The organism is uncultured Winogradskyella sp. (assembly GCF_947498005.1).
In the GTDB taxonomy this organism is placed as follows: Bacteria; Bacteroidota; Bacteroidia; order Flavobacteriales; family Flavobacteriaceae; genus Winogradskyella.
In genome coordinates this window covers 650,789-672,166 of record NZ_CANMIW010000001.1, presented here as the reverse complement: position 1 = coordinate 672,166, position 21,378 = coordinate 650,789, and the positions used below count along the sequence as shown (strand labels likewise).

Below are 21,378 nucleotides of genomic sequence, written 5' to 3'. Positions count from 1 at the left end.
GTTAATGAATTTCATTAATCAACATTTAAGAAGAAAAAAAAGTATCAACTTTTATAGAGCTTTAATAAAAGAGAAAAGTTTATGTTTTGATATTGGCGCAAACATAGGCTACAAAAGTTCAATTTTATTAAACTTACAACACCATGTAATCGGATTTGAACCTCAAAAAAATTGCTACTATTCTCTGTTAAAAATTCAAAAAAAGCATCCTAATTTTAAAATTAAAAAAATAGCTATTGGAGCTGAAAACACTGAGTTAGATTTATTTATTGGTAGTCATATTGAAATTGCTACACTATCTCATAAGTTCAAATCCTACTTTACCACAGACAATATATATTGGAATCAAAAAGAACGTGTTAAAGTTGTAACTTTAAATTCTCAAATTGAAATGTATGGAATACCAGATTTTTGTAAGATTGATGCCGAAGGTTATGAATATGAAATCTTAAAAAATTTAAGTTATAAAATTTCTATTATTGAGTTTGAATTTACTGGCGGTTTTATTGAAGAAACATTACAGTGTATATCTAAATTTGATGATTTAGGAGATTACACTTTTAATTATATGCTAAATGAAAAACCTAAATTAGAATTAAAGAACTGGATTTCAGCAAAAGAAATGTCCACAGAAATTAAAGCTATGGACATAGGAAACCTACACGGTAATATTTTTGCAAAACTAAAATAAAAGTGAATAACAAAATAATCATATTCAACCCAAAAAGTGCTAATACCAAGCATCGTATACCAAATTCTATTCTTCAAGTTGGTGCTTCAATTCATGGTAAATACGATTACGTTTTTGTAGATGGCAATGTTGAAAACGATCCGTTAAAAATAATTCTCAATTACTTTAATACAGGAGAGTTCAAATATTTTTGTTCAACCGTTATGCCTGGACCACAGTTAAAACAGGCGATTCCTTTTACAAAAAAAATAAAAGAATTATATCCTGAAAGCATTACGATTTGGGGAGGTTATTTTGCCTCAAACCAATATAAAGTTTGCATGGATTCTGGCTACGTAGATTATATAGTAAATGGTCCTGGAGATAATACATTTCCGCAATTACTAGATGTTTTAGAAGGAAAAAATGATCAAAAAAAAATACTTATTCGCAATCTTATATATAAGGATGAAAACGACAATATCATACAAACTGTAAAAGAAGCCTTGTTAGATCAAGATTCATTACCACAATATCCATATACCTATTTCAATACGTTCTATCCCTTAGAAAGCTATCTCGCAAAAACATTTATGGGAAAAAGGACCTTAGCTTACCATTCTAGTATGGGTTGTCCATTTTCATGTTCATTCTGCGCTGTTGTTCCTATATATAATGCTAAGTGGAAAGCTAAATCTGCAGATAACATATATAAAGATGTTCAATATTTTAAAGAGAAGTACAATATTGATGCCTTAGAATTTCATGATAATAATTTTTTCACCTCAAAGAAGCGCGTCCTAGAATTCTCTAAACTTGTTATTAACGATAATATAGAATGGTGGGGCGAAGGCCGAATTGACACCATTAACAAATACTCTGATGAAGACCTACAACTCATGCGAAAAGCTGGTTGTAGAATGATGTTTTTAGGTGCAGAAACAGGAAACGATGACGTTCTAAAACAAATGAATAAAGGCGGAACACAAAGCGGCCAAATGATCAAGGATTTTGTATTGCGAATGAAAAAAGCAGACATCATCCCTGAACTCTCTTTTGTACTTGGCCTACCAGCAAAAGATGAGAAAACAGTATATGAGCAAATTTTATGGGATATTAATTTTATAAAGGAGATAAAAACAATCAATCCAGATACTGAAATTATAATTTATTTATACAGTCCTGTACCTACTGAAGGTTCTGAACTGTATCAGCAAATTTTAGATGCAGGCTTTTCATTTCCTAAAACCTTAGAAGAATGGATTGACCCAAGTTGGGAAAAATTCGATTTACGTAAAAATCCTTTAACGCCTTGGTTAAAACCCTATATGATTGATAAAATTCAAAATTTTGAAACTGTATTAAATGGGTACTATCCAACCGTTTCAGATTTTAGAATAAAGGGATATAAGAAACAAATTTTAAAATTAGTTTCTGGTTACAGATACAGACAAGGTATTTATAAACTACCTTATGAAATTAAGGTTTTACATAAAATCTGGAAATACAGACAACCCGAAATAGAAGGTTTTTATTCAGAATAATGAGAAAACTAATAAAACGACTATTAGATCCTTTTCTAAAATTAGGAGCAAAAAAAGCATTTTCAAAACCTAGACCATTTAAATATGATGGTATTGAGGTAATGGTAATGCCAGAGGTGTTTCCTCCGCATTATACATTAAGTACAAAGATTCTATTACAATACTTAAAACCATTAAAATTAGAAAACAAAACGGTTTTAGAATTGGGCTGTGGTTCCGGAATTATTTCATTATTTGCAGCGTCAAAAAAAGCTATTGTTACAGCTTCAGACATTAACAACATTGCTCTTACAGCACTAAAGCAAGCTACGGTTAAAAACAATTTAGATGTTGAGATCATTAAATCAGACCTATTTCAAAACCTTACATCTCAAGGTTTCGACTATGTTATAATTAATCCACCATATTATCCTAAAAACCCAACAAATATCAAAGAAAATGCTTGGTTCTGTGGAGAAGACTTTGAATATTTCCGTAACCTATTTATACAACTACAAAATAGATCAGACGATTGTATTCTTATGATTTTATCGCAAGATTGTAACATCTCTAAAATTACTGACATTGCAAGCAAACAAGGTTTTAAATTAGAAATTGAGTTAGAAAGAACTATGTTCACAGAACGTAATTATATATATAAGGTATCATCAAAAAACTAAAACGAATATTAAGCATTATATAAGTCTCTAAATTTCAACATAAAAAAACCTTCATCAAGGTTTGGTAAATCAATAGTTTATCGTAAATTTGCAAACTCTTTTTTAAAGAGGAATGTTTAATCTTTTTGCGCTGTGAAGCGTAAATATAAATCAAATTAGTGTGGATACATTAAGCTACAAAACAGTTTCAGCTAACAAAGCTACCGTTAATAAGGAGTGGGTTTTAGTTGATGCTGAAGGACAAACTTTAGGTCGCTTAGCTTCGAGAGTAGCAATACTTTTAAGAGGTAAGCACAAGCCTAATTTTACGCCACACGTTGATTGCGGTGATAACGTTGTTGTTATTAATGCGGAAAAAATCAACTTAACTGGTAACAAATGGACGGAAAAAAGTTATATCCGTCACACAGGTTATCCAGGTGGACAAAGAAGTTTGACAGCTACTGAATTATTTGGGAAAGACCCAAGTAGATTAGTAGAGAAGTCAGTAAAAGGAATGTTACCTAAAAACAAATTAGGTGCAACTCTTTTTAGAAATTTAACAGTTGTTACTGGTACAGAGCATGCTCACGAGGCACAAAAACCAAAAACAATGACATTAAACGAAATTAACTAATGGAAGTAATTCACAAAATTGGCCGTAGAAAGACGGCTGTTGCTCGTGTGTACCTTGCCCAAGGAAGTGGCAAAATCACGGTGAACAAAAAAGACATGGCGGATTATTTTAGTACTGCAACATTGCAATACAAAGTAAACCAACCTTTAGCCTTGACTAACAATGATGGCAACTTTGATATTACTGTTAACGTATATGGAGGTGGTATCACCGGCCAGGCAGAAGCAATACGTTTAGGATTAAGTCGCGCTATGTGCGAACTAGATCCTGAAAACAGACTAGTATTAAAGCCAGAAGGTCTATTAACGAGAGACCCAAGAATGGTAGAGCGTAAGAAATTCGGACAGAAGAAAGCGCGTAAGAAATTCCAATTCTCGAAACGTTAATATCCAAACAACACTTAATTCAGAACTTGTTTTTACGAGTTCTGAATTATTTTATTTTATTAGAACGATTCTAAGTCAATTTAGAATCAAACAGTTTAGCATCTAAATGAAGCCAACGGCAAAAGCCAAATGGAACATTGCTAATTTAACAGAACGTAAACTATTACAAAATGGAAAAAGTAGAAGTAAAAGAATTACTTGAAGCAGGTGTACACTTCGGTCACCTTACACGTAAGTGGAACCCAAACATGGCTCCTTACATCTATATGGAGCGTAACGGTATCCATATTATCAACCTTTACAAAACAGCAGCAAAAATTGAAGAAACTTCTGAAGCGTTAGCTAAAATAGCAGCATCAGGAAAGAAAATCTTATTCGTTGCTACAAAAAAACAAGCTAAAGACATCGTTGCTGAGAAAGCAGGTGCTGTAAACCAACCATACATTACTGAGCGTTGGCCAGGTGGAATGTTAACAAACTTTGTTACTATTAGAAAAGCTGTAAAGAAAATGGCTGCTATTGATAGAATGAAGAAAGATGGTACATTCAACTCTTTATCTAAAAAAGAACGTTTACAAGTAGATCGTTTACGTGCAAAATTAGAAAAGAACTTAGGTTCTATTTCTGATATGACACGTTTACCAGGTGCTATTTTCGTTGTAGATATCATGCGTGAGCATATTGCAATTAAAGAAGCTCAAAAATTAAATATCCCAATTTTTGCGATGGTAGATACAAACTCTGATCCTCGTGAAGTAGATTATTTAATTCCTGCAAATGATGATGCTTCTAAATCTGTAGATAAAATTTTATCTATTGTAACATCTGCAATCGCTGATGGCTTAAACGAAAGAAAAGCTGAACGTGCAGAAAAAGATGCAAAATCTCAAAAAACTGAAACAAAAGCAGAAGCTAAAAAGGAAGCTAAGCCAGCAGCAGAAAAAGCTGAAAAAGCTCCAGTAGCATCTCAAGAAGAAGAATAAATAACATTTATACAATATTAAAAGTCATTTGGTTCTTTTCAATTTGAAAATTAATTAAATGACTTTTTTAAATTCAAAAACTATGGAAAATACTGTAAAAGTTACAGCAGCAGAAGTAAACAAGCTTAGACAAGCAACTGGTGCTGGTATGATGGATTGTAAAAAAGCTTTAGTTGAAGCTGGTGGTGATTTTGATAAAGCCATTGAAGTATTACGTAAAAAAGGGCAAAAAGTTGCAGAAAAAAGAGCTGACAGAGATTCTTCTGAAGGTGCTGCTATTGCAAAAATTAACGCAGACAACACTTCTGGTGTAGCTATCGTTTTAGGTTGTGAAACTGATTTTGTTGGTAAAAACGAAAACTTTGTAGCATTAGCTAACCAATTAGCAGAGATTGCTTTAAACCATGACTCTAAAGAAGCATTTTTAGCTGCTGATTTTGGAGGAATGACTGTTGCTGAAAAATTAATTGAGCAAACAGGTGTTATCGGTGAAAAATTAGACATTACTTCTTTTGAGAAATTAGAAGCTCCGTACGTAGGACAATATGTTCATATTAACAAAATTGCAGCTTTAGTAGGTTTATCTTCTAAAGTAGACAATGTTGAAACTTTAGTAAAAGACGTAGCAATGCAAGTAGCTTCAATGGGAGCAACAACCTTATCTTACAAAGATTTTGAGCCTGCATTTATCGCATCAGAAACTGAAGCGCGTATCGCAGTTATTGAAAAAGATAATATTGAATTAGGACGTTTAGGTAAAACTTTAAAGAATGTACCAAGTTACATTTCTATGGCTCAATTAACGCCAGAGGTTATCGCTGAAGCAGAAGAGGCTGCAAAAGCAGAATTAAAAGCTGAAGGGAAACCAGAACAAATTTGGGACAGAATTTTACCAGGTAAAATGGAACGTTTCATCTCTGACAACACAACTTTAGATCAAGAAAAATGTTTATTAGATCAAAAGTTTATCAAAGACGAAAAGCAAACTGTTGCTGATTACGTAAAATCTTATGGTGACGTTGCTGTTACTGGTTTTAAACGTGCAACTGTTGGATAATTAATAAGATTCAAATCCTATTATACTAAAAAATGCTTCTCAGAATTGAGAAGCATTTTTTTTGCATTTTTTTCACTTTTACAGAAGCTAATAATTACGTAGCTTTGCCCAACCTTTAAATCATACAATGAAATATAAAAGAATACTTCTAAAATTATCTGGTGAAGCCTTAATGGGAAATCGTCAGTATGGTATTGATCCAGAACGTTTATCAGAATACGCTAAAGACATTAAAGAAATTACAGACTTAGGAGTAGAAGTTGCCATTGTTATTGGTGGTGGTAATATTTTTAGAGGTGTTGCAGGAGCTATGAATGGTATGGACCGCGTACAAGGTGATCATATGGGCATGTTAGCCACTGTTATTAATGGATTGGCATTGCAAAACGCCTTAGAAGATGCAGATGTAAAAACACGTTTACAAACAGCAATTAAAATTAACGAAGTAGCAGAACCTTTTATAAGAAGAAAAGCAATGAGTCATCTTAGAAAAGGACGCGTTGTAATTTTTGGAGGTGGTACAGGAAATCCTTATTTTACTACAGATTCCGCAGCTGTTTTACGAGCTATTGAAATTGAAGCTGATGTAATTTTAAAAGGAACACGCGTAGATGGAATTTATACAGCAGACCCTGAAAAAGATACTAATGCTGTTAAGTTTGACAATATTTCATTTAAAGATGTATTGAGTAAAGGTCTTAAAGTAATGGATACGACAGCATTTACATTAAGCCAAGAAAATAACTTACCTATTATTGTATTTGATATGAATAAAAAAGGAAACTTATTAAAAGTAGTTTCTGGTGAAAACATTGGCACCAAAGTTAACTAACAACTTTTGGCTCAGATTTTGATAATCTTAAATTAAATTTTTAACATTATGAACGAAGACATTAAATTTATAATAGATACTGCTAAAGAAGCTATGGATGCTGCAATTAAGCATTTAGAAAAGCAATTTGTAAACATCAGAGCTGGTAAAGCGAGTCCTGCAATGTTAGGTAGTGTTATGGTAGATTATTATGGTTCTCAAACGCCTTTAAGCCAAGTGGCCAATGTAAATACACCAGATGGTAGAACGATTACAGTACAGCCATGGGAAAAATCAATGCTTCAAGAAATTGAACGCGGTATTATGGTTGCAAACTTAGGATTTAATCCTATGAATAATGGTGATACAATTATTATTAATGTACCACCTTTAACTGAGGAACGTAGAAGAGATTTGGCGAAACAAGCGAAAGCAGAAGCTGAAGATGCAAAAATCGGTATTAGAAACGCGCGTAAAGAAGCAAATCATGATATTAAGGATTCTGATGAATCTGAAGATCTTCAAAAAAATGCTGAAATTGACATCCAGAAACTAACTGATACTTACGTTAAAAAAATAGATGAGACGTTAGAAGTTAAGGAAAAAGAGATTATGACGGTTTAATTGCCAAATTCCTTAATTAAAATTCCCTAAATTTATTTAGGGCTATTTTTATTCAACTCAATTAAAAATTTCAAATGTTAAAACATCTACTTCTAGTTTTTATTTTAACGTTTTCCCTATTAAGTTTTGCTCAACAGCCTCAGTCCTTAGATAAAGATTCTACCATAACCGCTAGAGATTCCATAAAAAAAATAGAATTTCTAAAAAATATTGGTAATGGTTTTCTTCCATTCAATCACTTCAATATTGATTTAAGATATCTTATAAAGTTTAATCAATATGAAGGTTTTAGAACAGGCTTAGGTGGTATAACAAATGATCGTTTTTCTGACCGTTATCGCTTAGATGGCTATCTCGTTTATGGTTTTAGGGACAAATCTTTAAAATATAAAGTTGGTGGTGGATTTAGAGTAAATAAAGCCTCTAACACTTGGGTAAATCTTTCTTATATAGATGATTTACAAGAAACGGGAAGTTCAAAGTTTCTTACAGATAAGCGGTTCTTTACATTTTTTGAACCACGTTTATTAAACATTGATTTATTTCATAGGCATATAACCAAATCAATTGCTATTCAACATAAAGTATCTAAAAATTTATTATCTGAAACGCAGTTCGCAATTTCCAAAATAACACCAACTTATAATTACACCTACATTCTCGATGATACTAATTATAAAACTTACGATTTAAGCACTGTAAAAATGAGCTTACAATGGAGTCCATTCAGCCATTACACTGTAGAGAATGATATGGTTAAAGAGACAAAGGATGGCTATCCAAAATTTACCCTTCAGTTAACCCAAGGATTTAAGTCCGTATTTGGTAGCGATTTTAATTTTGCTAAACTAGACTTTAGGACCATCCACCAGCTCGTACATAAAAACGAAGCCATAAGTAAAGTAACCTTAGTAGCAGGAATCGCTGGAGGCGACACGCCTTTAACACATTTATATCACGCTTACCCAAATAATATAAATAAAGAAACTGTTATGAGGCGATTTTCTGTAGCTGGTTTAAATAGTTTTGAAACCATGTACTTCAATGAATTTTTCAGTGATAAATTCTCTACGCTACAACTAAAGCATTACTTCAAACCATTTAAAATAAGTGAACGTTTTAAGCCTCAATTAGTATTAATTTCTAGATATGCAGTAGGTGCAATGAATAGTAAAAGCAGACACCAAAGCATTGAGTTTAATACTTTAGAAAAAATCTATTCTGAGTCTGGCCTTGAAATCAACAAATTATTTTTTGGTTTTGGCTTAAGTTTCGCCTACAGATATGGTGGTTATCACTTGCCAAAATTTGAGGATAATCTAGCTTTTAAGTTCACGTTTAATATTTCATTATAATCTAATTAAATACCTTTCAATTCTTTAGGTTTTTTCTACCTTTGCTCCTTATTTTATTTTTGCATGTTTAAACTTTTAACCACAGGCTTTTGGGAAGCTATTGCGAGGCTAATTCTACGTAATAAAATCTTTATACTTATAGCTATAATACTTACCACTGTGTTTTTCAGTATGCAATGGAAGCACATGCGTTTTACCTTTACTGAAGCTAATCTACTACCAGACGATCATGAGGTAAATCTTATTTATAATGATTTTTTAGAAGTCTTTGGAGAAGAAGGAAATCTAATTGTCCTGGGAGTTAAAGATTCTACGGTGTTTTCTGTTAAAGAATTTAATGCATGGAACAACCTTGCTGGTTCGTTTAAAGATTATGAAGAAGTTGAATCTGTTCTATCCATAAAAGATCTTCAAAAACTAGTAAAGAATAACGAAAAAAAGCAATTTGACTTAGAACCGTTTATTAAAGATTCTATACACAGTCTAAAAGAAATAGATGTTCTTCAAGACGAGTTGTTTAAAAAATACCCATTTTACGATAATTTTTTGTTCAATGCAGAATCCAAAACGATAAGAACGGCCATTTATTTAAAAAAGGATATTGTTAATACATCTGCTCGAAAAGATTTCGTAATTGATGATTTTTTACCAAAAATTACGGCTTTTGAAGAAGAAACAGGATTAGACGTACGTGTTTCGGGAATGCCATATATAAGAACATTAAATGCGCAGAACATTGTAGATGAAATTCCAATTTTTATTGGTGCTGCCTTATTTGTTACCTCATTAATATTCTTTTTATTCTTTAGATCATTTAGAGCGACTTTTATTTCACTTATTGTCGTTTGTTTTGGTGTGATGTGGACTTTTGGAATTCTTGGTTTATTAGGTTATGAAATTACAGTACTTACAGCTTTAATTCCTCCTTTAATTATTGTAATTGGTATACCTAACTGTATTTTCTTAATTAATAAATATCAGCATGAAGTAAAATCGCATGGTAATAAAGTAAAATCATTACAACGTGTTATTACTAAAGTAGGTAATGCAACATTAATGACAAATATTACTACAGCTTCTGGTTTTGCTACTTTTATTCTTACTGAAAGTAAATTGCTAAAAGAGTTTGGTATTGTAGCTTCGCTAAGTATTGTCGCTATTTTCATTCTTTGTTTACTTATCATTCCTATTCTATATACGTTTTTACCTTATCCCAAAGCACGTCATTTAGAACATCTAAATAAACGCTGGATTGGTGCCTTTGTAAATTGGATGGTAAGCATGGTAAAAGACCGAAAAATTACCATTTATGCTACCGGATTAATTTTAATCATAGGAAGTATAATTGGTATTTACCAAATTAAAATTTCTGGTAGTCTTATTGAAGACATGCCACAAGACACTGAATTTTTTAGGGATATTCGATTTTTTGAATCTGAATTTGATGGTATTATGCCATTAGAAATAATGATTGATACTAAGCGTAAAAAAGGAGTTATGAAATTATCTACCTTAAAACGCATGGAACAATTAGAGGAGGTTATTGATGAAATTCCTGAATTATCACGACCTATTTCCGTAGTAAGCTTGGTAAAATATAGTAAGCAGGCATATTATAATGGGAATCCAAAATATTATCAATTACCCACAAGTCAAGAAAATAGCTTCATTTTATCTTATGCTAAAAACTCAACTTCAGATGTAGATTTACTCACTAGTTTTGTAGATAGTACAGGTCAGTATGCACGTATTACCACGTTTATGAAAGACATTGGAACTGCAAAAATGGAACGCATACAAGAAGACCTTCAAACTAAAATAGATAAGGTTTTCCCAAGTGAACGCTACGAGGTAATAATGACTGGTAAAGCTTTGGTTTTTCAGAAAGGAACGAAGTATTTGGTTAAAAATTTAATCATTTCCTTAACCTTAGCCATTGTATTAATAGCTTTATTTATGGCATACCTGTTCCGTTCGTTTAGAATGATAATTGTGTCATTAATTCCAAACTTATTGCCACTTTTAGTTACGGCAGGATTAATGGGTTATGTTGGTGTACCAATTAAGCCTTCAACCATATTGGTATTCAGTATTGCATTTGGTATTTCAGTAGATGACACTATTCACTTTTTGGCAAAGTACAGGCAAGAATTACAAGCCAATAACTGGAAAATTAGAAAATCCGTTTATGCAGCACTTAGAGAAACTGGCGTGAGTATGATATATACATCTATTGTGCTATTCTTTGGGTTTTCAGTATTTACCATTTCAAGTTTTGGTGGTACAGTGGCATTAGGTGCTTTAGTATCTATAACGTTACTTTTCGCCATGTTATCTAACCTACTATTATTACCTTCGCTGTTGCTATCTTTAGAACGAAATATTGCGAATAAAGAAGTTTTAAGAAAACCTTCTATAAATATTATTCCTTCGGAAGATGAAGCTGAGGATAACGCAGAACAAAACGATTAACACCACTAAATAGATTTTAAAATTTATTTGGTATCATATATATTAGCATTCAAAATAATTAAAAAATGACTTCAAAAACTGTAGCAGAATTATTGTCACAAGATGGAACGTTACAAGACGTTTCTATAAAAGGTTGGGTAAGAACTTTTAGAGCAAACCGATTTATTGCTTTAAACGATGGTTCAACCATAAATAATATTCAATGTGTTGTTGATTTTGAAAATTTTGACGAAGCCTTATTAAAGCGTATCACAACAGGTGCAGCTATTCATGTTACTGGAGAATTGGTAGAAAGCCAAGGTAAAGGACAATCTGTTGAAATTGTTGTAAAAACTTTAGACGTGTTAGGAGATTCTGACCCAGAAACCTACCCTATTCAACCTAAAAAACACACTTTCGAATTTTTAAGAGCAAATGCTCATCTACGCACTAGAACAAATACATTTAGCGCTGTAATGCGTTTGCGTTCTTCGTTATCATTTGCAGTACACAAGTATTTTAATGAGAATGGCTTTAACTACATGCATACACCTATTGTTACTGGTAGTGATGCTGAAGGTGCTGGAGAAATGTTTAAAGTAACGGCTTTAGATGCTAAAAATCCACCACTAAATGAGGATGGAACTGTAAATTATAAAGAAGATTTCTTCGGAAAAGAAACGAACTTAACCGTTTCTGGTCAACTTGAAGCTGAAACGTACGCGATGTCTTTAGGTAAAGTTTACACCTTTGGACCGACGTTTAGAGCTGAAAATTCTAATACAACACGTCATTTAGCAGAATTCTGGATGATTGAACCAGAAGTTGCTTTTATGGATTTAGCCGGAAATATGGATTTGGCTGAAGATTTTATGAAATCTGTTTTAAGTTACGTATTAGAACACAACAAAGAAGATTTAGAATTCTTAGATGATCGTTTACAAAAAGAGGAAGAAAAATTACCTCAAGCACAACGTAGTGATATGAGCTTAATTGAAAAGATTAAGTTTGTTGTAGACAACAACTTTAAGCGTGTTAGTTATACAGAAGCGATTGATATTCTTAGAAATTGTAAGCCAAACAAGAAGAAGAAATTCAATTATTTAATAAATGAATGGGGAGCAGATTTACAATCTGAGCACGAGCGTTTCTTAGTCGAAAAGCACTTTAAATGTCCTGTAATATTATTTGATTATCCTGCAAATATTAAAGCATTTTACATGCGTTTAAACGAGCCAGACGCAGAAGGAAGAGAAACTGTAAGAGCTATGGATATATTATTCCCAGGAATAGGCGAAATGGTAGGTGGTTCTCAGCGTGAAGAACGTTTAGACGTTTTAAAAGAAAAAATGAAAGCTTTAGATATTGATGAGAAGGAGTTATGGTGGTATTTAGACTTACGTAAATACGGAACCGCAGTACACTCTGGTTTTGGTTTAGGCTTTGAGCGTTTGGTAATGTTCACAACCGGAATGGGCAACATTAGAGATGTCATTCCTTATCCAAGAACACCTCAAAATGCAGAATTTTAATTGTAAAAATTTACCTGATAGGTTATAGAAACCCATCAGGTTTTTTTTATTACATTTATAATCAACAGAAATTATATGTCTTTAAAGCAGTTTTTATCATTTAAACTTTCACAGAAGCTCTCACCACAACAGATTCAACTTATGAAGTTGATTCAGTTGCCTACGCAAGCGTTTGAGCAACGGTTAAAGCAAGAGCTAGAAGAAAATCCTGCGTTAGATACTGGTAAAGAATCAGAAGCATCACAAGATAATTTAGACGAATTTGATAATTCAGACGACACTTATGATGATAATGAAACTATTGAAGCCGACGATATAAATATTGATGAGTATCTCAGCGACGACGAGATACCAGAATATAGAACACAAGCCAATAATTATAGCGCTGATGATGAAGAGAAATCTGTGCCCTACGCAGCCGGAACTTCGTTTACACAGCATTTAATAAATCAATTAAATACATTTCGTTTATCTGAACAAGAAGAAGAAATTGCTTATTTCCTAGTTGGTAGTGTTGATGAAAGTGGTTATATACGTCGTTCATTATCTGATATTACGGATGACTTAGCTTTTACTCAAAATGTATATACCACAGAAGAAGACGTTGAGAGGGTTCTAAAAATTGTACATCAATTAGATCCTGCAGGCGTTGGTGCACGTAACTTGCAAGAATGTTTAAGTATTCAGTTGCATAGAAAAGAACAACATCCAGATGTTGAAATGGCCATTGCAATTATTGATAAAGCGTTTGAGCAGTTTACTAAGAAGCATTATAAAAAGTTGCTACAAAAATTCAATATTGATGAAGAGCAGCTTAAAGACGCGATTGAGCAAATAGAACACTTAAATCCTAAACCAGGAGGTTCTTATGCTGGTAATAATAAAATTGTACAGCATATTGTACCAGATTTTGCGATTAAGATTGTTAATGGCGAATTAGAGTTAACACTTAATGGTAGAAATGCACCAGAATTACATGTCTCTAGAGAGTACAATAACATGCTTAAAGGCTACAAGGAGACCAAGCAGAAATCTAAGTCTCAAAAAGATGCCGTAATGTTTATAAAGCAGAAATTAGATGCTGCAAAGTGGTTTATAGAAGCTGTTAGACAACGTCAGCAGACTTTATTTATTACAATGAGTTCTATTATGCATTATCAGAAAGAATACTTCTTAACAGGTGATGAGCGTAATTTACGTCCTATGATTTTAAAGGATATTGCAGACGAAATAGAAATGGATGTATCAACCATATCTCGTGTTGCCAATAGTAAATATGTAGATACACCATATGGAACTAAATTGATTAAAGAATTCTTCTCTGAATCAATGACAAACGATCAAGGAGAAGAGGTCTCAACTAGAGAAATTAAAAAAATACTTGAAACGGTTATTGAAGAAGAAAGTAAAAAGAAACCACTAACAGATGAAGCCCTTTCTAAAATCTTAAAAGAAAAAGGTTACCCTATTGCAAGACGTACAGTAGCAAAATACAGAGAACAATTAGATATACCTGTAGCTCGTTTAAGAAAGGAACTTTAATAATTTTAATGAAAAATTTTATTTTAAAAGGAATATCGTTTGTTTTTCATCCTTTAATAATGCCTTTACTAGGTGTGTTATTTTATTTTTCAAAAACACGCAGATACATTCCAGATCCTGTAAAGAATGCTAAGATATTTTCTATAATTATCCTTACCGTTATATTACCGATCTTGTTATTCTTCTTATTAAAAACAATAAATAAAGTAGATTCAATTTATTTAAAAAGTACAAGAGAACGATTAATTCCCTTGTTTATTAATTGTATCATCATCGTTTTAATTTTAATTAGAGTTTTACCTCCTAGTGAAATAATAGAATTGTTTTATTTCTTTTTAGGTATTTTTTGCTCAACATTAATCTGCTTCTTAATGGCTGTTTTTAAAATAAAGGCCAGTATACATATGATTGCTGCTGCAGGTTTTTTTATGTTTGCCATTAACATTGGTGTATACTATCATATAAATATAAATGGTACAATTGCCCTGATGATGATTATTTTAGGTGCTATTGCTACATCACGTCTGCACTTGAAAGCACACACAAACCAAGAGTTAATCTTAGGGCTATTTACAGGGTTTACACCACAATTAATACTTTTGAATTATTGGTTATAAAATGTAGAACATGAGACCTATTTTAAAGGATTTCATATTTACATTATCCGTTTCTAATTTCGCACTAGAATCAAAAATTGAATTGAGTCCGTAGTACATGTGAAAATTCCAAGTACTATAACCTGCACTTAAAGTTAAGCCGTACTGTAATGAATTAAAGCTATCTAAATTTGATAATTTTACATTGGTAATTTCGCTCGTGAATTTTGTTGAATTATAGACCATATAACCTACTTTAAAGCCCGTGTAGATTCGCCAAAAGTTATAATCTTCTGCAGTAGAGCTCCTCCATCTCAATTCAAATGGAACTTCGATTAAATAGGTTGCAAATTTATTTTTAGTAACATTGTAATCATCTTCATCTATAATACTAAACTCGGTAGCATTATTTATTTCTTCAATTAATAAATCTTTGAGATTGTACGAATTAGCAGAAACACCTAAGCCTAATCCAATAGCTACATTTCTACGCTTATTAATAGGCATATCTCTTATAAACCCAAAATGAAAACCAGACGAAAACCCACTTTGCTTCACGCCTGATGGTTTTTCATTTATTAAATTATAGGTTATTGACGTATAGAATTGGTCTTCTCGGTATTTATTATCAATACCTGAACTTCCATCATTAACTTGCGAAAAGCCATAAAAACCTATAGAAATAATAATCAGAAACAAAATACCTTTCATGTTGATAAAACTACGAAATCTTTCATTTCTATTGAACAAAAAAACGTCCTGATTGCTCAGGACGTTTTAATTATAAAATTAAGAATTTATTAATCCTCTGTTTTTGTATTTGCGATATACATTACTTTTAATGCGTTTTCCTTACGCAATTCTTGCTTAATATCAGACACTAAACCAGCATTGGTTTCTTTATCTACTTTTAAACCAATTACAACTTTACTTTGTAAGTCTTCATTTAGTTCGTAAATAGCTTGTCTTACAGATGGCCCTACATCAGACACACCAATAAAAGCATCATTAAACTGTATTCTAGGTTCTGTACCAAACTGCTTATATTGCTCACTTGGTTTTCCGCCATATATAAATACCGTTCTATCCTTTTTTAATTTCTCAACCTGATCTGCGCTAGGCAAATTGTTTTCAATCATTAAAGAACTATCACGCATTACAGTTGCTACCATAAAAAAGAAAAGCAACATAAATACAATATCTGGAAGTGAAGCCGTTGAAATCGCTGGCAATTCACCTTTATCTTTATTTCTAAATTTAGACATATTTGTTTCTTTTAATTTTTATCTGGTTCTGCTTCAGACAATTTCATCGGGATTAATTTCTTAACAGCGTCAATACGCTCATTAAGTACCTCATCCTTATTAAATTGATTCTTCTCTTTCTCCTCTAACATTGCAGTAAACACTTTATCTGCATTAGGATAGTACTTTCTGTATAGTCTTTCAGCTTCACGCTCTCTTAAGATATTGTAAGCTGCAACTAATTCATTTTGTACGTCCATGTACTGTTCGTATGGAGTCTCTCTATCATGCTTCATTGAGATAATTGCCTTATCCGGATGGTCAGACGAATCACTAAGTCTTTCACCTTTACAATAAGTACAAGATTCTCCTGCTGCATTTGTACCTCCACCATTATCTAAGAAATCAATTGCTGCCTGTCTTAAATCCTTCATTTCCATTATTTCGTCTTCGACTAATAATCGACCATCACGACCTATTTGTACAGTAAACAAATTCTTTTGCTTAATAATTGGTGGCTCTACTACAGAGTCATCAATGGGTGGCAAACTTCTTAATAATCCTTTGTCTTTCTCAATTGTTGTTGTAACTAAGAAAAATATAAGTAATAAGAAGGCAATGTCAGCCATTGATCCTGCATTCACTTCGGGTGCTGCTCTTTTTGCCATGTTATATTATTTACTAATTACTTTTTTAACTCCTGATCCAATCATAGCAATTGCTGCAACTGCTAACAATATATAGAAAGCAACAATACCAGCACCTACCATTGTAGATTCATTTGGTGTTGCAATTGTATCTCCGTTTTTATACTCTATTGGTAAATCACTACCAGATACAGCATAAGAAATAACTAACACTGCAACAAATGCACCAACACCAATTAAAGTGTTTTTAAGACCAGATGTGTTTGTAAATAAATTTTTTAATACAAAAACCAATACAAATGCAATAGTAATTCCTAATGTAATATAACCTATCCAAGCCATCGGCTCAAAGAGACCATCCTCTCCGCCCGTTTTAATGGCTTCGTCACCAGCTGAGATAATTCTAACCAGAGAAATAATTCCGATTAAACTTAAAACAGCAGCTACTATTTTAAATATTTTGTGCATAATTAATTTTTATTTTTTGTGTCTTACTAATAAATCCATCAATGTGATAGATGCGTCTTCCATATCATTTACAATGCTATCTATTTTAGCAATGATGTAATTATAAAAGATTTGAAGTATAATAGCCACAATAAGACCAAATACAGTTGTTAAAAGTGCTACTTTAATACCACCTGCTACCAAAGAAGGTTGCATATCACCAGCTGCCTCAATTTTATCAAAGGCTTGAATCATACCAATTACCGTACCCATGAAACCAAGCATTGGTGCTAAGGCGATAAATAATGAAATCCAAGATACATTCTTCTCTAATTGGCCCATTTGAACACCACCATAAGCTACAACAGCTTTTTCAGCAGCATCAATGTCTTCATCTGCTCTATCTAAACCTTGATAGAATATAGAAGCAACAGGTCCTTTTGTATTTCTACAAACTTCCTTTGCAGCTTCGATACCACCAGAGTTAAGTGCATCTTCTACATTTTGAGTTAATTTTTTTGTATTTGTTGTTGAAAGGTTTAAAAAGATAATTCTCTCAATAGCAATCGCTAATCCAAGAATTAAACATAGTAGTACAATACCCATAAAGCCTGGACCACCTTCTATAAAACGCTTTTTTAATTCTTGGTGAAACGTCAAATCTTCAGAAGCTGGTTCTGCTTGAGTTACACTTGTTACAGTTGCTGTTGCACTTGCAAATGCTGTTGTTGCATTGGCATTAACAGTTCCGATGGCCATTAAACATGTAATGGCAAGGATAGAAAATAATCTTTTCATTGTTCTGAATCTTAATTTTATTAGTTAAAGTGTTAAAGATAAAAAAAAATATGTAATTATTACATAAAATATCAGCAGAGAGGAAGGGATTCGAACCCTCGATACCCTTTTGGAGTATACACACTTTCCAGGCGTGCGCCTTCGACCACTCGGCCACCTCTCTGTAAATTTAATTTTAAATTACATACCGCCAAATAACGAAAAAAACTTCAAACCCTAAAATTAAATCCGTTATTTTTAGGAGATTTCTCCTCTAAGGGATCTTTCAAAATAAAATTGAAAATCTTTGCCTGATATTTTTACTCCTAAAAGATACATCATTTTAGCAATTGCGGCTTCCGTAGTCATGTCATTTCCAGAGATTACACCTATAGATTTCATTTGTGAACTTGTTTCATATTGTCCCATATTCACACTTCCTCTTACACATTGCGTAACGTTGACAACATACAACCCTTTATCTATAGCCGTTTTTAATAAATCTAAAAACCAAGATTCTGTTGTTGCATTCCCAGAACCGTAAGTTTCAATAATAAGCCCTTTTATTAATTTACTTCTAAGTATAGCTTCGCAAATTGGTCTTGATATTCCTGGAAATAATTTTAACACACCTATATCAGAATCCATTGTGGTTCTTAGTATGAGTTCTGCATTTGCTTTTGGCTTCCATAATGCATCAGTATTTACTTTTAAATGCACTCCAGATTCTGCTAGAAAAGGATAATTTAAAGACTCAAAGGCTTCAAAATGTTCTGCACTAAGCTTTGTTGTTCTATTACCTCGGTACAATTTGTATTCAAAATACAAACCAACTTCTCTAATTACAGGTTCTCCATCTTTTTGCAATGAAGCCATTTGAATGGATGTTATTAGATTTTCTTTAGCATCTGTTCTTAGATCACCAATTGGTAATTGCGATCCTGTTAGTATTACAGGTTTTGAAAGATTCTCAAGCATAAAGCTAAGCGCAGAAGCTGTATAACTCATAGTATCACTACCATGCAAAACGACAAAACCATCAAATTTCATGTAGTTATCTGCTATAATTGTAGCTATATCTGCCCAGTATTTTGGATTCATATTAGATGAATCAATTGGCTCATCAAAAGATATCGTTTCTATTGAACAATCTAACAATCTCAGTTCAGGTATTTTAACTAATAAACTTGTAAAATCAAATGCTTTCAAAGCGCCAGAAGTTGCATCTTTAACCATGCCTATGGTACCTCCTGTATAAATCAGTAATATGTTTGGTTGTGTGTTCATTTATACTCCGAATATTGCTTTTGAATTTTCAGTTGTTATTCTTGCAATCTCTGCTCCGCTCATTCCATAAAGTTCTGATAATTTTTCTAAAACCTTATATACATATGAACTCTCATTACGTTTTCCTCTAAACGGTTTGGGTGCTAAATATGGAGCGTCTGTTTCTAAAACGATATGTTTTAAATCTATTTGATTAATAAATTGATCAATCTTACCATTCTTAAAAGTTACTACGCCACCAATTCCTAATTTCATATTATATGATAATGCTTTATGAGCCTGTTCTAAATTACCCGTAAAACAATGAAATATTCCAAATAAATCATCTGATTTTTCTTGCTCTAAGACCTCAAAAATCTCATCGAATGCTTCTCTACAATGAATTACTATAGGTAACTTATATTGCTTTGCCAATTGTATTTGATATCTAAAAGCATCAATTTGAATATCTAAAGTAGATTTATCCCAATATAAATCAATACCAATTTCGCCAATAGCATAAAATTTTCTATTTAATAACTGTTGTTCAACATGTAATAACTCAGACTTATAATTTTCTTTTACTGACGTAGGATGCAAACCCATCATTAAAAATACATTTTCAGAAAAATCCTTTTCTAATTGAAGCATAGATTTTGTATAACTAGAGTCTATTGCAGGTATAAAAAACCGTGTTATACCCAAATCTATTGCTCGCTGAATCATTTCTGATCTGTCGTCGTCAAAGGCATCGCTATATAAATGTGTATGTGTATCTGTAATTATCATTTTGCAAAAATAGGTATACCAAATTAAACTTACATTCTTCAAAATAGATATTATATTTACAAAAATTGAAAAATGGATTCACTAAAGGACTTCCTGAAATTAAAAGGTTATTCTAAAATTAAATTAAAATTTACCAAAACAAACCATTTCGAGATTAAAGCAACTATTAATGGTGTAAAAGGTCAATTTATTTTGGATACTGGAGCTTCAAATAGTTGTGTTGGATTTGAAGCCATTGAGCGATTTAACTTAAAAGTTAAAGATTCGGAGATTAAAGCTGTTGGTGCAGGCGCCTCGGATATGCTAACGCAAATTTCTACATCAAATTCTATAAAAGTTGGTAAATGGAAAAAGAACAGAGTAGCATTAATCCTATTTAATTTATCTCATGTAAATAACGGTTTAATTAATCATAATGCAGAACCTGTTGACGGTATTATAGGAGCAGATATTCTAAAAAAAGGTAATGCGATTATTGATTATGAGAAAAAATACCTGTATTTAAAATTGTAATAAATGCCGCATATTCTTTTTTCTTAGTACCTTTAATTAGAATTAATAGCAGCATGAACCCTCACATAATTATAGCAGATGACCATCCGCTTGTACTCAAAGGTCTAAAAGATTTTTTAATCGAAAAAAATTTTAACCTTTTGGCTAGTGCAAAAAACGGAAAAGAAGCTTTAACCTTAATAAGAGCTCATCTACCTGATATCGCAATTTTAGATATTAAAATGCCCTTCTTAACGGGTTTACAAATTGCGAAAAAATGCAAAGATGAAAATCTTAAAACCAAAATCATTTTAATGACCTTTGAAAAGGATGAAAAAATATATAACGAAGCAAAAGCTTTAAAAATATATGGCTACGTCTTAAAGGAATTTGCATTAGATGAAATTGAAAATTGTATTTCATCAGTTATTGAGGACAAACCCTATTTTAGTCCAGAACTATTATCGTACATTGAGTTTAATGAGGTTCCTGAAAAAATAAAATCATTAACTGGCGCTGAAATAAAAATTCTTAGACTTGTTGGCGAGAACAAAACGGCTACAGAAATAGCAAAAGAGCTCTTTATTTCTTCTAGAACAGTAGAAAAACATAAAAGTCACATTAGAACAAAACTCTCATTAGACTCAAAATCAGCAAGTTTATATTTATTTGCTAAAGAAAATTCTAAATTTCTTTAAATATACGTAGTTCTACGTATAGCATTGTATTGTTAAATTTATGACCTTTACCACAGTGATACGATTGGCAACAATTAAAATCATTGTTATTAATTAAGGGTTAATAACGAGCTATTAGTTAGTTCTTAGGGGATTATTAAAGCCTCGAACGACTGTTCGAGGCTTTTTCATTTAAAAAATTTAAAATATACG

At 32.1% G+C, this 21,378-nt stretch carries 23 protein-coding genes and 1 tRNA gene; 16 read left to right on the top strand and 8 right to left on the bottom strand.

From position 1 onward, the window contains the following. Positions 1–4 precede the first annotated feature (4 nt). The 14 genes from Q0891_RS02945 (at position 5) to Q0891_RS02880 (ending at position 14,847) form a co-directional block, all read left to right on the top strand. On the top strand, positions 5–691 hold the full coding sequence (locus Q0891_RS02945) for an FkbM family methyltransferase (protein ID WP_299098577.1): 687 nt from the start codon (positions 5–7) through the stop codon (positions 689–691). Positions 692–693: 2 nt separating this feature from the next. Then, positions 694–2,214, top strand: coding sequence for a radical SAM protein (locus Q0891_RS02940; protein WP_299098576.1), 1,521 nt, complete (start codon positions 694–696; stop codon positions 2,212–2,214). After that, the gene (locus Q0891_RS02935; protein ID WP_299098575.1) at positions 2,214–2,873 is read left to right on the top strand and encodes a methyltransferase; all 660 of its coding nucleotides are present in this window, start codon (positions 2,214–2,216) and stop codon (positions 2,871–2,873) included. Before Q0891_RS02940 ends, Q0891_RS02935 begins: the two co-directional genes overlap by 1 nt. 160 nt (positions 2,874–3,033) lie before the next feature. Continuing rightward, positions 3,034–3,489, top strand: coding sequence for a 50S ribosomal protein L13 (rplM, locus tag Q0891_RS02930; RefSeq protein ID WP_299098574.1), 456 nt, complete (start codon positions 3,034–3,036; stop codon positions 3,487–3,489). Next, complete coding sequence (rpsI, locus tag Q0891_RS02925) at positions 3,489–3,875, top strand: 30S ribosomal protein S9 (protein ID WP_299098573.1); 387 nt, start codon at positions 3,489–3,491, stop codon at positions 3,873–3,875. Before rplM ends, rpsI begins: the two co-directional genes overlap by 1 nt. Positions 3,876–4,045: 170 nt before the next feature. Further along, the gene (gene rpsB / locus Q0891_RS02920) at positions 4,046–4,858 is read left to right on the top strand and encodes a 30S ribosomal protein S2 (protein ID WP_299098571.1); all 813 of its coding nucleotides are present in this window, start codon (positions 4,046–4,048) and stop codon (positions 4,856–4,858) included. An 82-nt stretch (positions 4,859–4,940) separates the two neighbouring features. Beyond that, entirely contained in the window at positions 4,941–5,915 is a 975-nt protein-coding gene (gene tsf, locus Q0891_RS02915; RefSeq protein ID WP_299098570.1) for a translation elongation factor Ts, read from the top strand. Positions 5,916–6,042: 127 nt separating this feature from the next. After that, complete coding sequence (gene pyrH / locus Q0891_RS02910; RefSeq protein WP_299098568.1) at positions 6,043–6,747, top strand: UMP kinase; 705 nt, start codon at positions 6,043–6,045, stop codon at positions 6,745–6,747. A 48-nt stretch (positions 6,748–6,795) separates the two neighbouring features. After that, a complete protein-coding gene (frr, locus tag Q0891_RS02905) occupies positions 6,796–7,350 on the top strand; it encodes a ribosome recycling factor (RefSeq protein WP_299098567.1) in 555 nt (184 codons plus the stop codon). Between the two features lie 74 nt (positions 7,351–7,424). After that, entirely contained in the window at positions 7,425–8,705 is a 1,281-nt protein-coding gene (locus tag Q0891_RS02900) for a DUF5686 family protein (RefSeq protein ID WP_299098566.1), read from the top strand. 63 nt (positions 8,706–8,768) lie between these two features. After that, positions 8,769–11,177, top strand: a complete 2,409-nt coding sequence (locus Q0891_RS02895) for an efflux RND transporter permease subunit (RefSeq protein WP_299098565.1) — start codon at positions 8,769–8,771, stop codon at positions 11,175–11,177. A gap of 65 nt (positions 11,178–11,242) precedes the next feature. Beyond that, positions 11,243–12,688 (top strand): asparagine--tRNA ligase, encoded by a 1,446-nt coding sequence (gene asnS, locus Q0891_RS02890; protein WP_299098564.1) that lies wholly within the window; start codon positions 11,243–11,245, stop codon positions 12,686–12,688. Positions 12,689–12,763: 75 nt separating this feature from the next. Beyond that, positions 12,764–14,230: an RNA polymerase factor sigma-54 gene (gene rpoN, locus Q0891_RS02885; protein WP_299098563.1), complete on the top strand. Its 1,467-nt coding sequence runs from the start codon at positions 12,764–12,766 to the stop codon at positions 14,228–14,230. Positions 14,231–14,238: 8 nt separating this feature from the next. After that, positions 14,239–14,847 carry a hypothetical protein gene (locus Q0891_RS02880; protein ID WP_299098562.1) on the top strand — a complete coding sequence of 203 codons (609 nt, stop codon included), beginning with the start codon at positions 14,239–14,241 and terminating at the stop codon, positions 14,845–14,847. Here Q0891_RS02880 and Q0891_RS02875 read toward each other — a convergent pair. The 8 genes from Q0891_RS02875 to Q0891_RS02840 all read right to left on the bottom strand — a co-directional run bounded on the left by Q0891_RS02875 (position 14,842) and on the right by Q0891_RS02840 (position 19,996). Further along, complete coding sequence (locus tag Q0891_RS02875) at positions 14,842–15,537, bottom strand: porin family protein (protein WP_299098561.1); 696 nt, start codon at positions 15,535–15,537, stop codon at positions 14,842–14,844. The genes Q0891_RS02880 and Q0891_RS02875 overlap by 6 nt on opposite strands. Before the next feature lie 89 nt (positions 15,538–15,626). Next, positions 15,627–16,091 (bottom strand): biopolymer transporter ExbD, encoded by a 465-nt coding sequence (locus tag Q0891_RS02870; protein WP_299098560.1) that lies wholly within the window; start codon positions 16,089–16,091, stop codon positions 15,627–15,629. Between the two features lie 11 nt (positions 16,092–16,102). Further along, positions 16,103–16,738: a biopolymer transporter ExbD gene (locus tag Q0891_RS02865; protein WP_299098559.1), complete on the bottom strand. Its 636-nt coding sequence runs from the start codon at positions 16,736–16,738 to the stop codon at positions 16,103–16,105. A 6-nt stretch (positions 16,739–16,744) separates the two neighbouring features. Beyond that, the gene (locus Q0891_RS02860) at positions 16,745–17,185 is read right to left on the bottom strand and encodes a hypothetical protein (RefSeq protein WP_299098558.1); all 441 of its coding nucleotides are present in this window, start codon (positions 17,183–17,185) and stop codon (positions 16,745–16,747) included. A gap of 9 nt (positions 17,186–17,194) precedes the next feature. Then, complete coding sequence (locus Q0891_RS02855; RefSeq protein WP_299098557.1) at positions 17,195–17,962, bottom strand: MotA/TolQ/ExbB proton channel family protein; 768 nt, start codon at positions 17,960–17,962, stop codon at positions 17,195–17,197. Positions 17,963–18,037: 75 nt separating this feature from the next. Next, a tRNA-Ser gene (locus Q0891_RS02850) sits at positions 18,038–18,125 on the bottom strand. Positions 18,126–18,199: 74 nt separating this feature from the next. Further along, entirely contained in the window at positions 18,200–19,228 is a 1,029-nt protein-coding gene (locus Q0891_RS02845) for an asparaginase (protein ID WP_299098556.1), read from the bottom strand. After that, positions 19,229–19,996 (bottom strand): TatD family hydrolase, encoded by a 768-nt coding sequence (locus Q0891_RS02840; RefSeq protein WP_299098555.1) that lies wholly within the window; start codon positions 19,994–19,996, stop codon positions 19,229–19,231. It abuts the gene before it with no gap. A 72-nt stretch (positions 19,997–20,068) separates the two neighbouring features. On the opposite strand from Q0891_RS02840, the gene Q0891_RS02835 reads away from it, so the two are divergent. Together Q0891_RS02835 and Q0891_RS02830 are read left to right on the top strand one after the other, a co-directional pair. Continuing rightward, positions 20,069–20,509, top strand: a complete 441-nt coding sequence (locus tag Q0891_RS02835) for a retropepsin-like aspartic protease (protein ID WP_299098554.1) — start codon at positions 20,069–20,071, stop codon at positions 20,507–20,509. 53 nt (positions 20,510–20,562) lie between these two features. After that, positions 20,563–21,186 (top strand): response regulator transcription factor, encoded by a 624-nt coding sequence (locus tag Q0891_RS02830; RefSeq protein WP_299098553.1) that lies wholly within the window; start codon positions 20,563–20,565, stop codon positions 21,184–21,186. Positions 21,187–21,378: the final 192 nt, after the last annotated feature.

Excerpts from the sequence above, each read along its gene's own strand:
- Q0891_RS02880 (WP_299098562.1), top strand. The coding sequence starts at position 14,239 with ATGAAAAATTTTATTTTAAAAGGAATATCGTTTGTTTTTCATCCTTTA.
- frr (WP_299098567.1), top strand. The coding sequence starts at position 6,796 with ATGAACGAAGACATTAAATTTATAATAGATACTGCTAAAGAAGCTATG.
- Q0891_RS02845 (WP_299098556.1), bottom strand. The coding sequence starts at position 19,228 with ATGAACACACAACCAAACATATTACTGATTTATACAGGAGGTACCATA.
- Q0891_RS02900 (WP_299098566.1), top strand. The coding sequence starts at position 7,425 with ATGTTAAAACATCTACTTCTAGTTTTTATTTTAACGTTTTCCCTATTA.
- asnS (WP_299098564.1), top strand. The coding sequence starts at position 11,243 with ATGACTTCAAAAACTGTAGCAGAATTATTGTCACAAGATGGAACGTTA.
- Q0891_RS02840 (WP_299098555.1), bottom strand. The coding sequence starts at position 19,996 with ATGATAATTACAGATACACATACACATTTATATAGCGATGCCTTTGAC.
- Q0891_RS02945 (WP_299098577.1), top strand. The coding sequence starts at position 5 with ATGAATTTCATTAATCAACATTTAAGAAGAAAAAAAAGTATCAACTTT.
- Q0891_RS02875 (WP_299098561.1), bottom strand. The coding sequence starts at position 15,537 with ATGAAAGGTATTTTGTTTCTGATTATTATTTCTATAGGTTTTTATGGC.
- Q0891_RS02835 (WP_299098554.1), top strand. The coding sequence starts at position 20,069 with ATGGATTCACTAAAGGACTTCCTGAAATTAAAAGGTTATTCTAAAATT.
- tsf (WP_299098570.1), top strand. The coding sequence starts at position 4,941 with ATGGAAAATACTGTAAAAGTTACAGCAGCAGAAGTAAACAAGCTTAGA.
- rpsI (WP_299098573.1), top strand. The coding sequence starts at position 3,489 with ATGGAAGTAATTCACAAAATTGGCCGTAGAAAGACGGCTGTTGCTCGT.
- pyrH (WP_299098568.1), top strand. The coding sequence starts at position 6,043 with ATGAAATATAAAAGAATACTTCTAAAATTATCTGGTGAAGCCTTAATG.
- Q0891_RS02935 (WP_299098575.1), top strand. The coding sequence starts at position 2,214 with ATGAGAAAACTAATAAAACGACTATTAGATCCTTTTCTAAAATTAGGA.
- Q0891_RS02855 (WP_299098557.1), bottom strand. The coding sequence starts at position 17,962 with ATGAAAAGATTATTTTCTATCCTTGCCATTACATGTTTAATGGCCATC.
- Q0891_RS02895 (WP_299098565.1), top strand. The coding sequence starts at position 8,769 with ATGTTTAAACTTTTAACCACAGGCTTTTGGGAAGCTATTGCGAGGCTA.
- rpoN (WP_299098563.1), top strand. The coding sequence starts at position 12,764 with ATGTCTTTAAAGCAGTTTTTATCATTTAAACTTTCACAGAAGCTCTCA.
- Q0891_RS02865 (WP_299098559.1), bottom strand. The coding sequence starts at position 16,738 with ATGGCAAAAAGAGCAGCACCCGAAGTGAATGCAGGATCAATGGCTGAC.
- Q0891_RS02830 (WP_299098553.1), top strand. The coding sequence starts at position 20,563 with ATGAACCCTCACATAATTATAGCAGATGACCATCCGCTTGTACTCAAA.
- Q0891_RS02870 (WP_299098560.1), bottom strand. The coding sequence starts at position 16,091 with ATGTCTAAATTTAGAAATAAAGATAAAGGTGAATTGCCAGCGATTTCA.
- rpsB (WP_299098571.1), top strand. The coding sequence starts at position 4,046 with ATGGAAAAAGTAGAAGTAAAAGAATTACTTGAAGCAGGTGTACACTTC.
- Q0891_RS02860 (WP_299098558.1), bottom strand. The coding sequence starts at position 17,185 with ATGCACAAAATATTTAAAATAGTAGCTGCTGTTTTAAGTTTAATCGGA.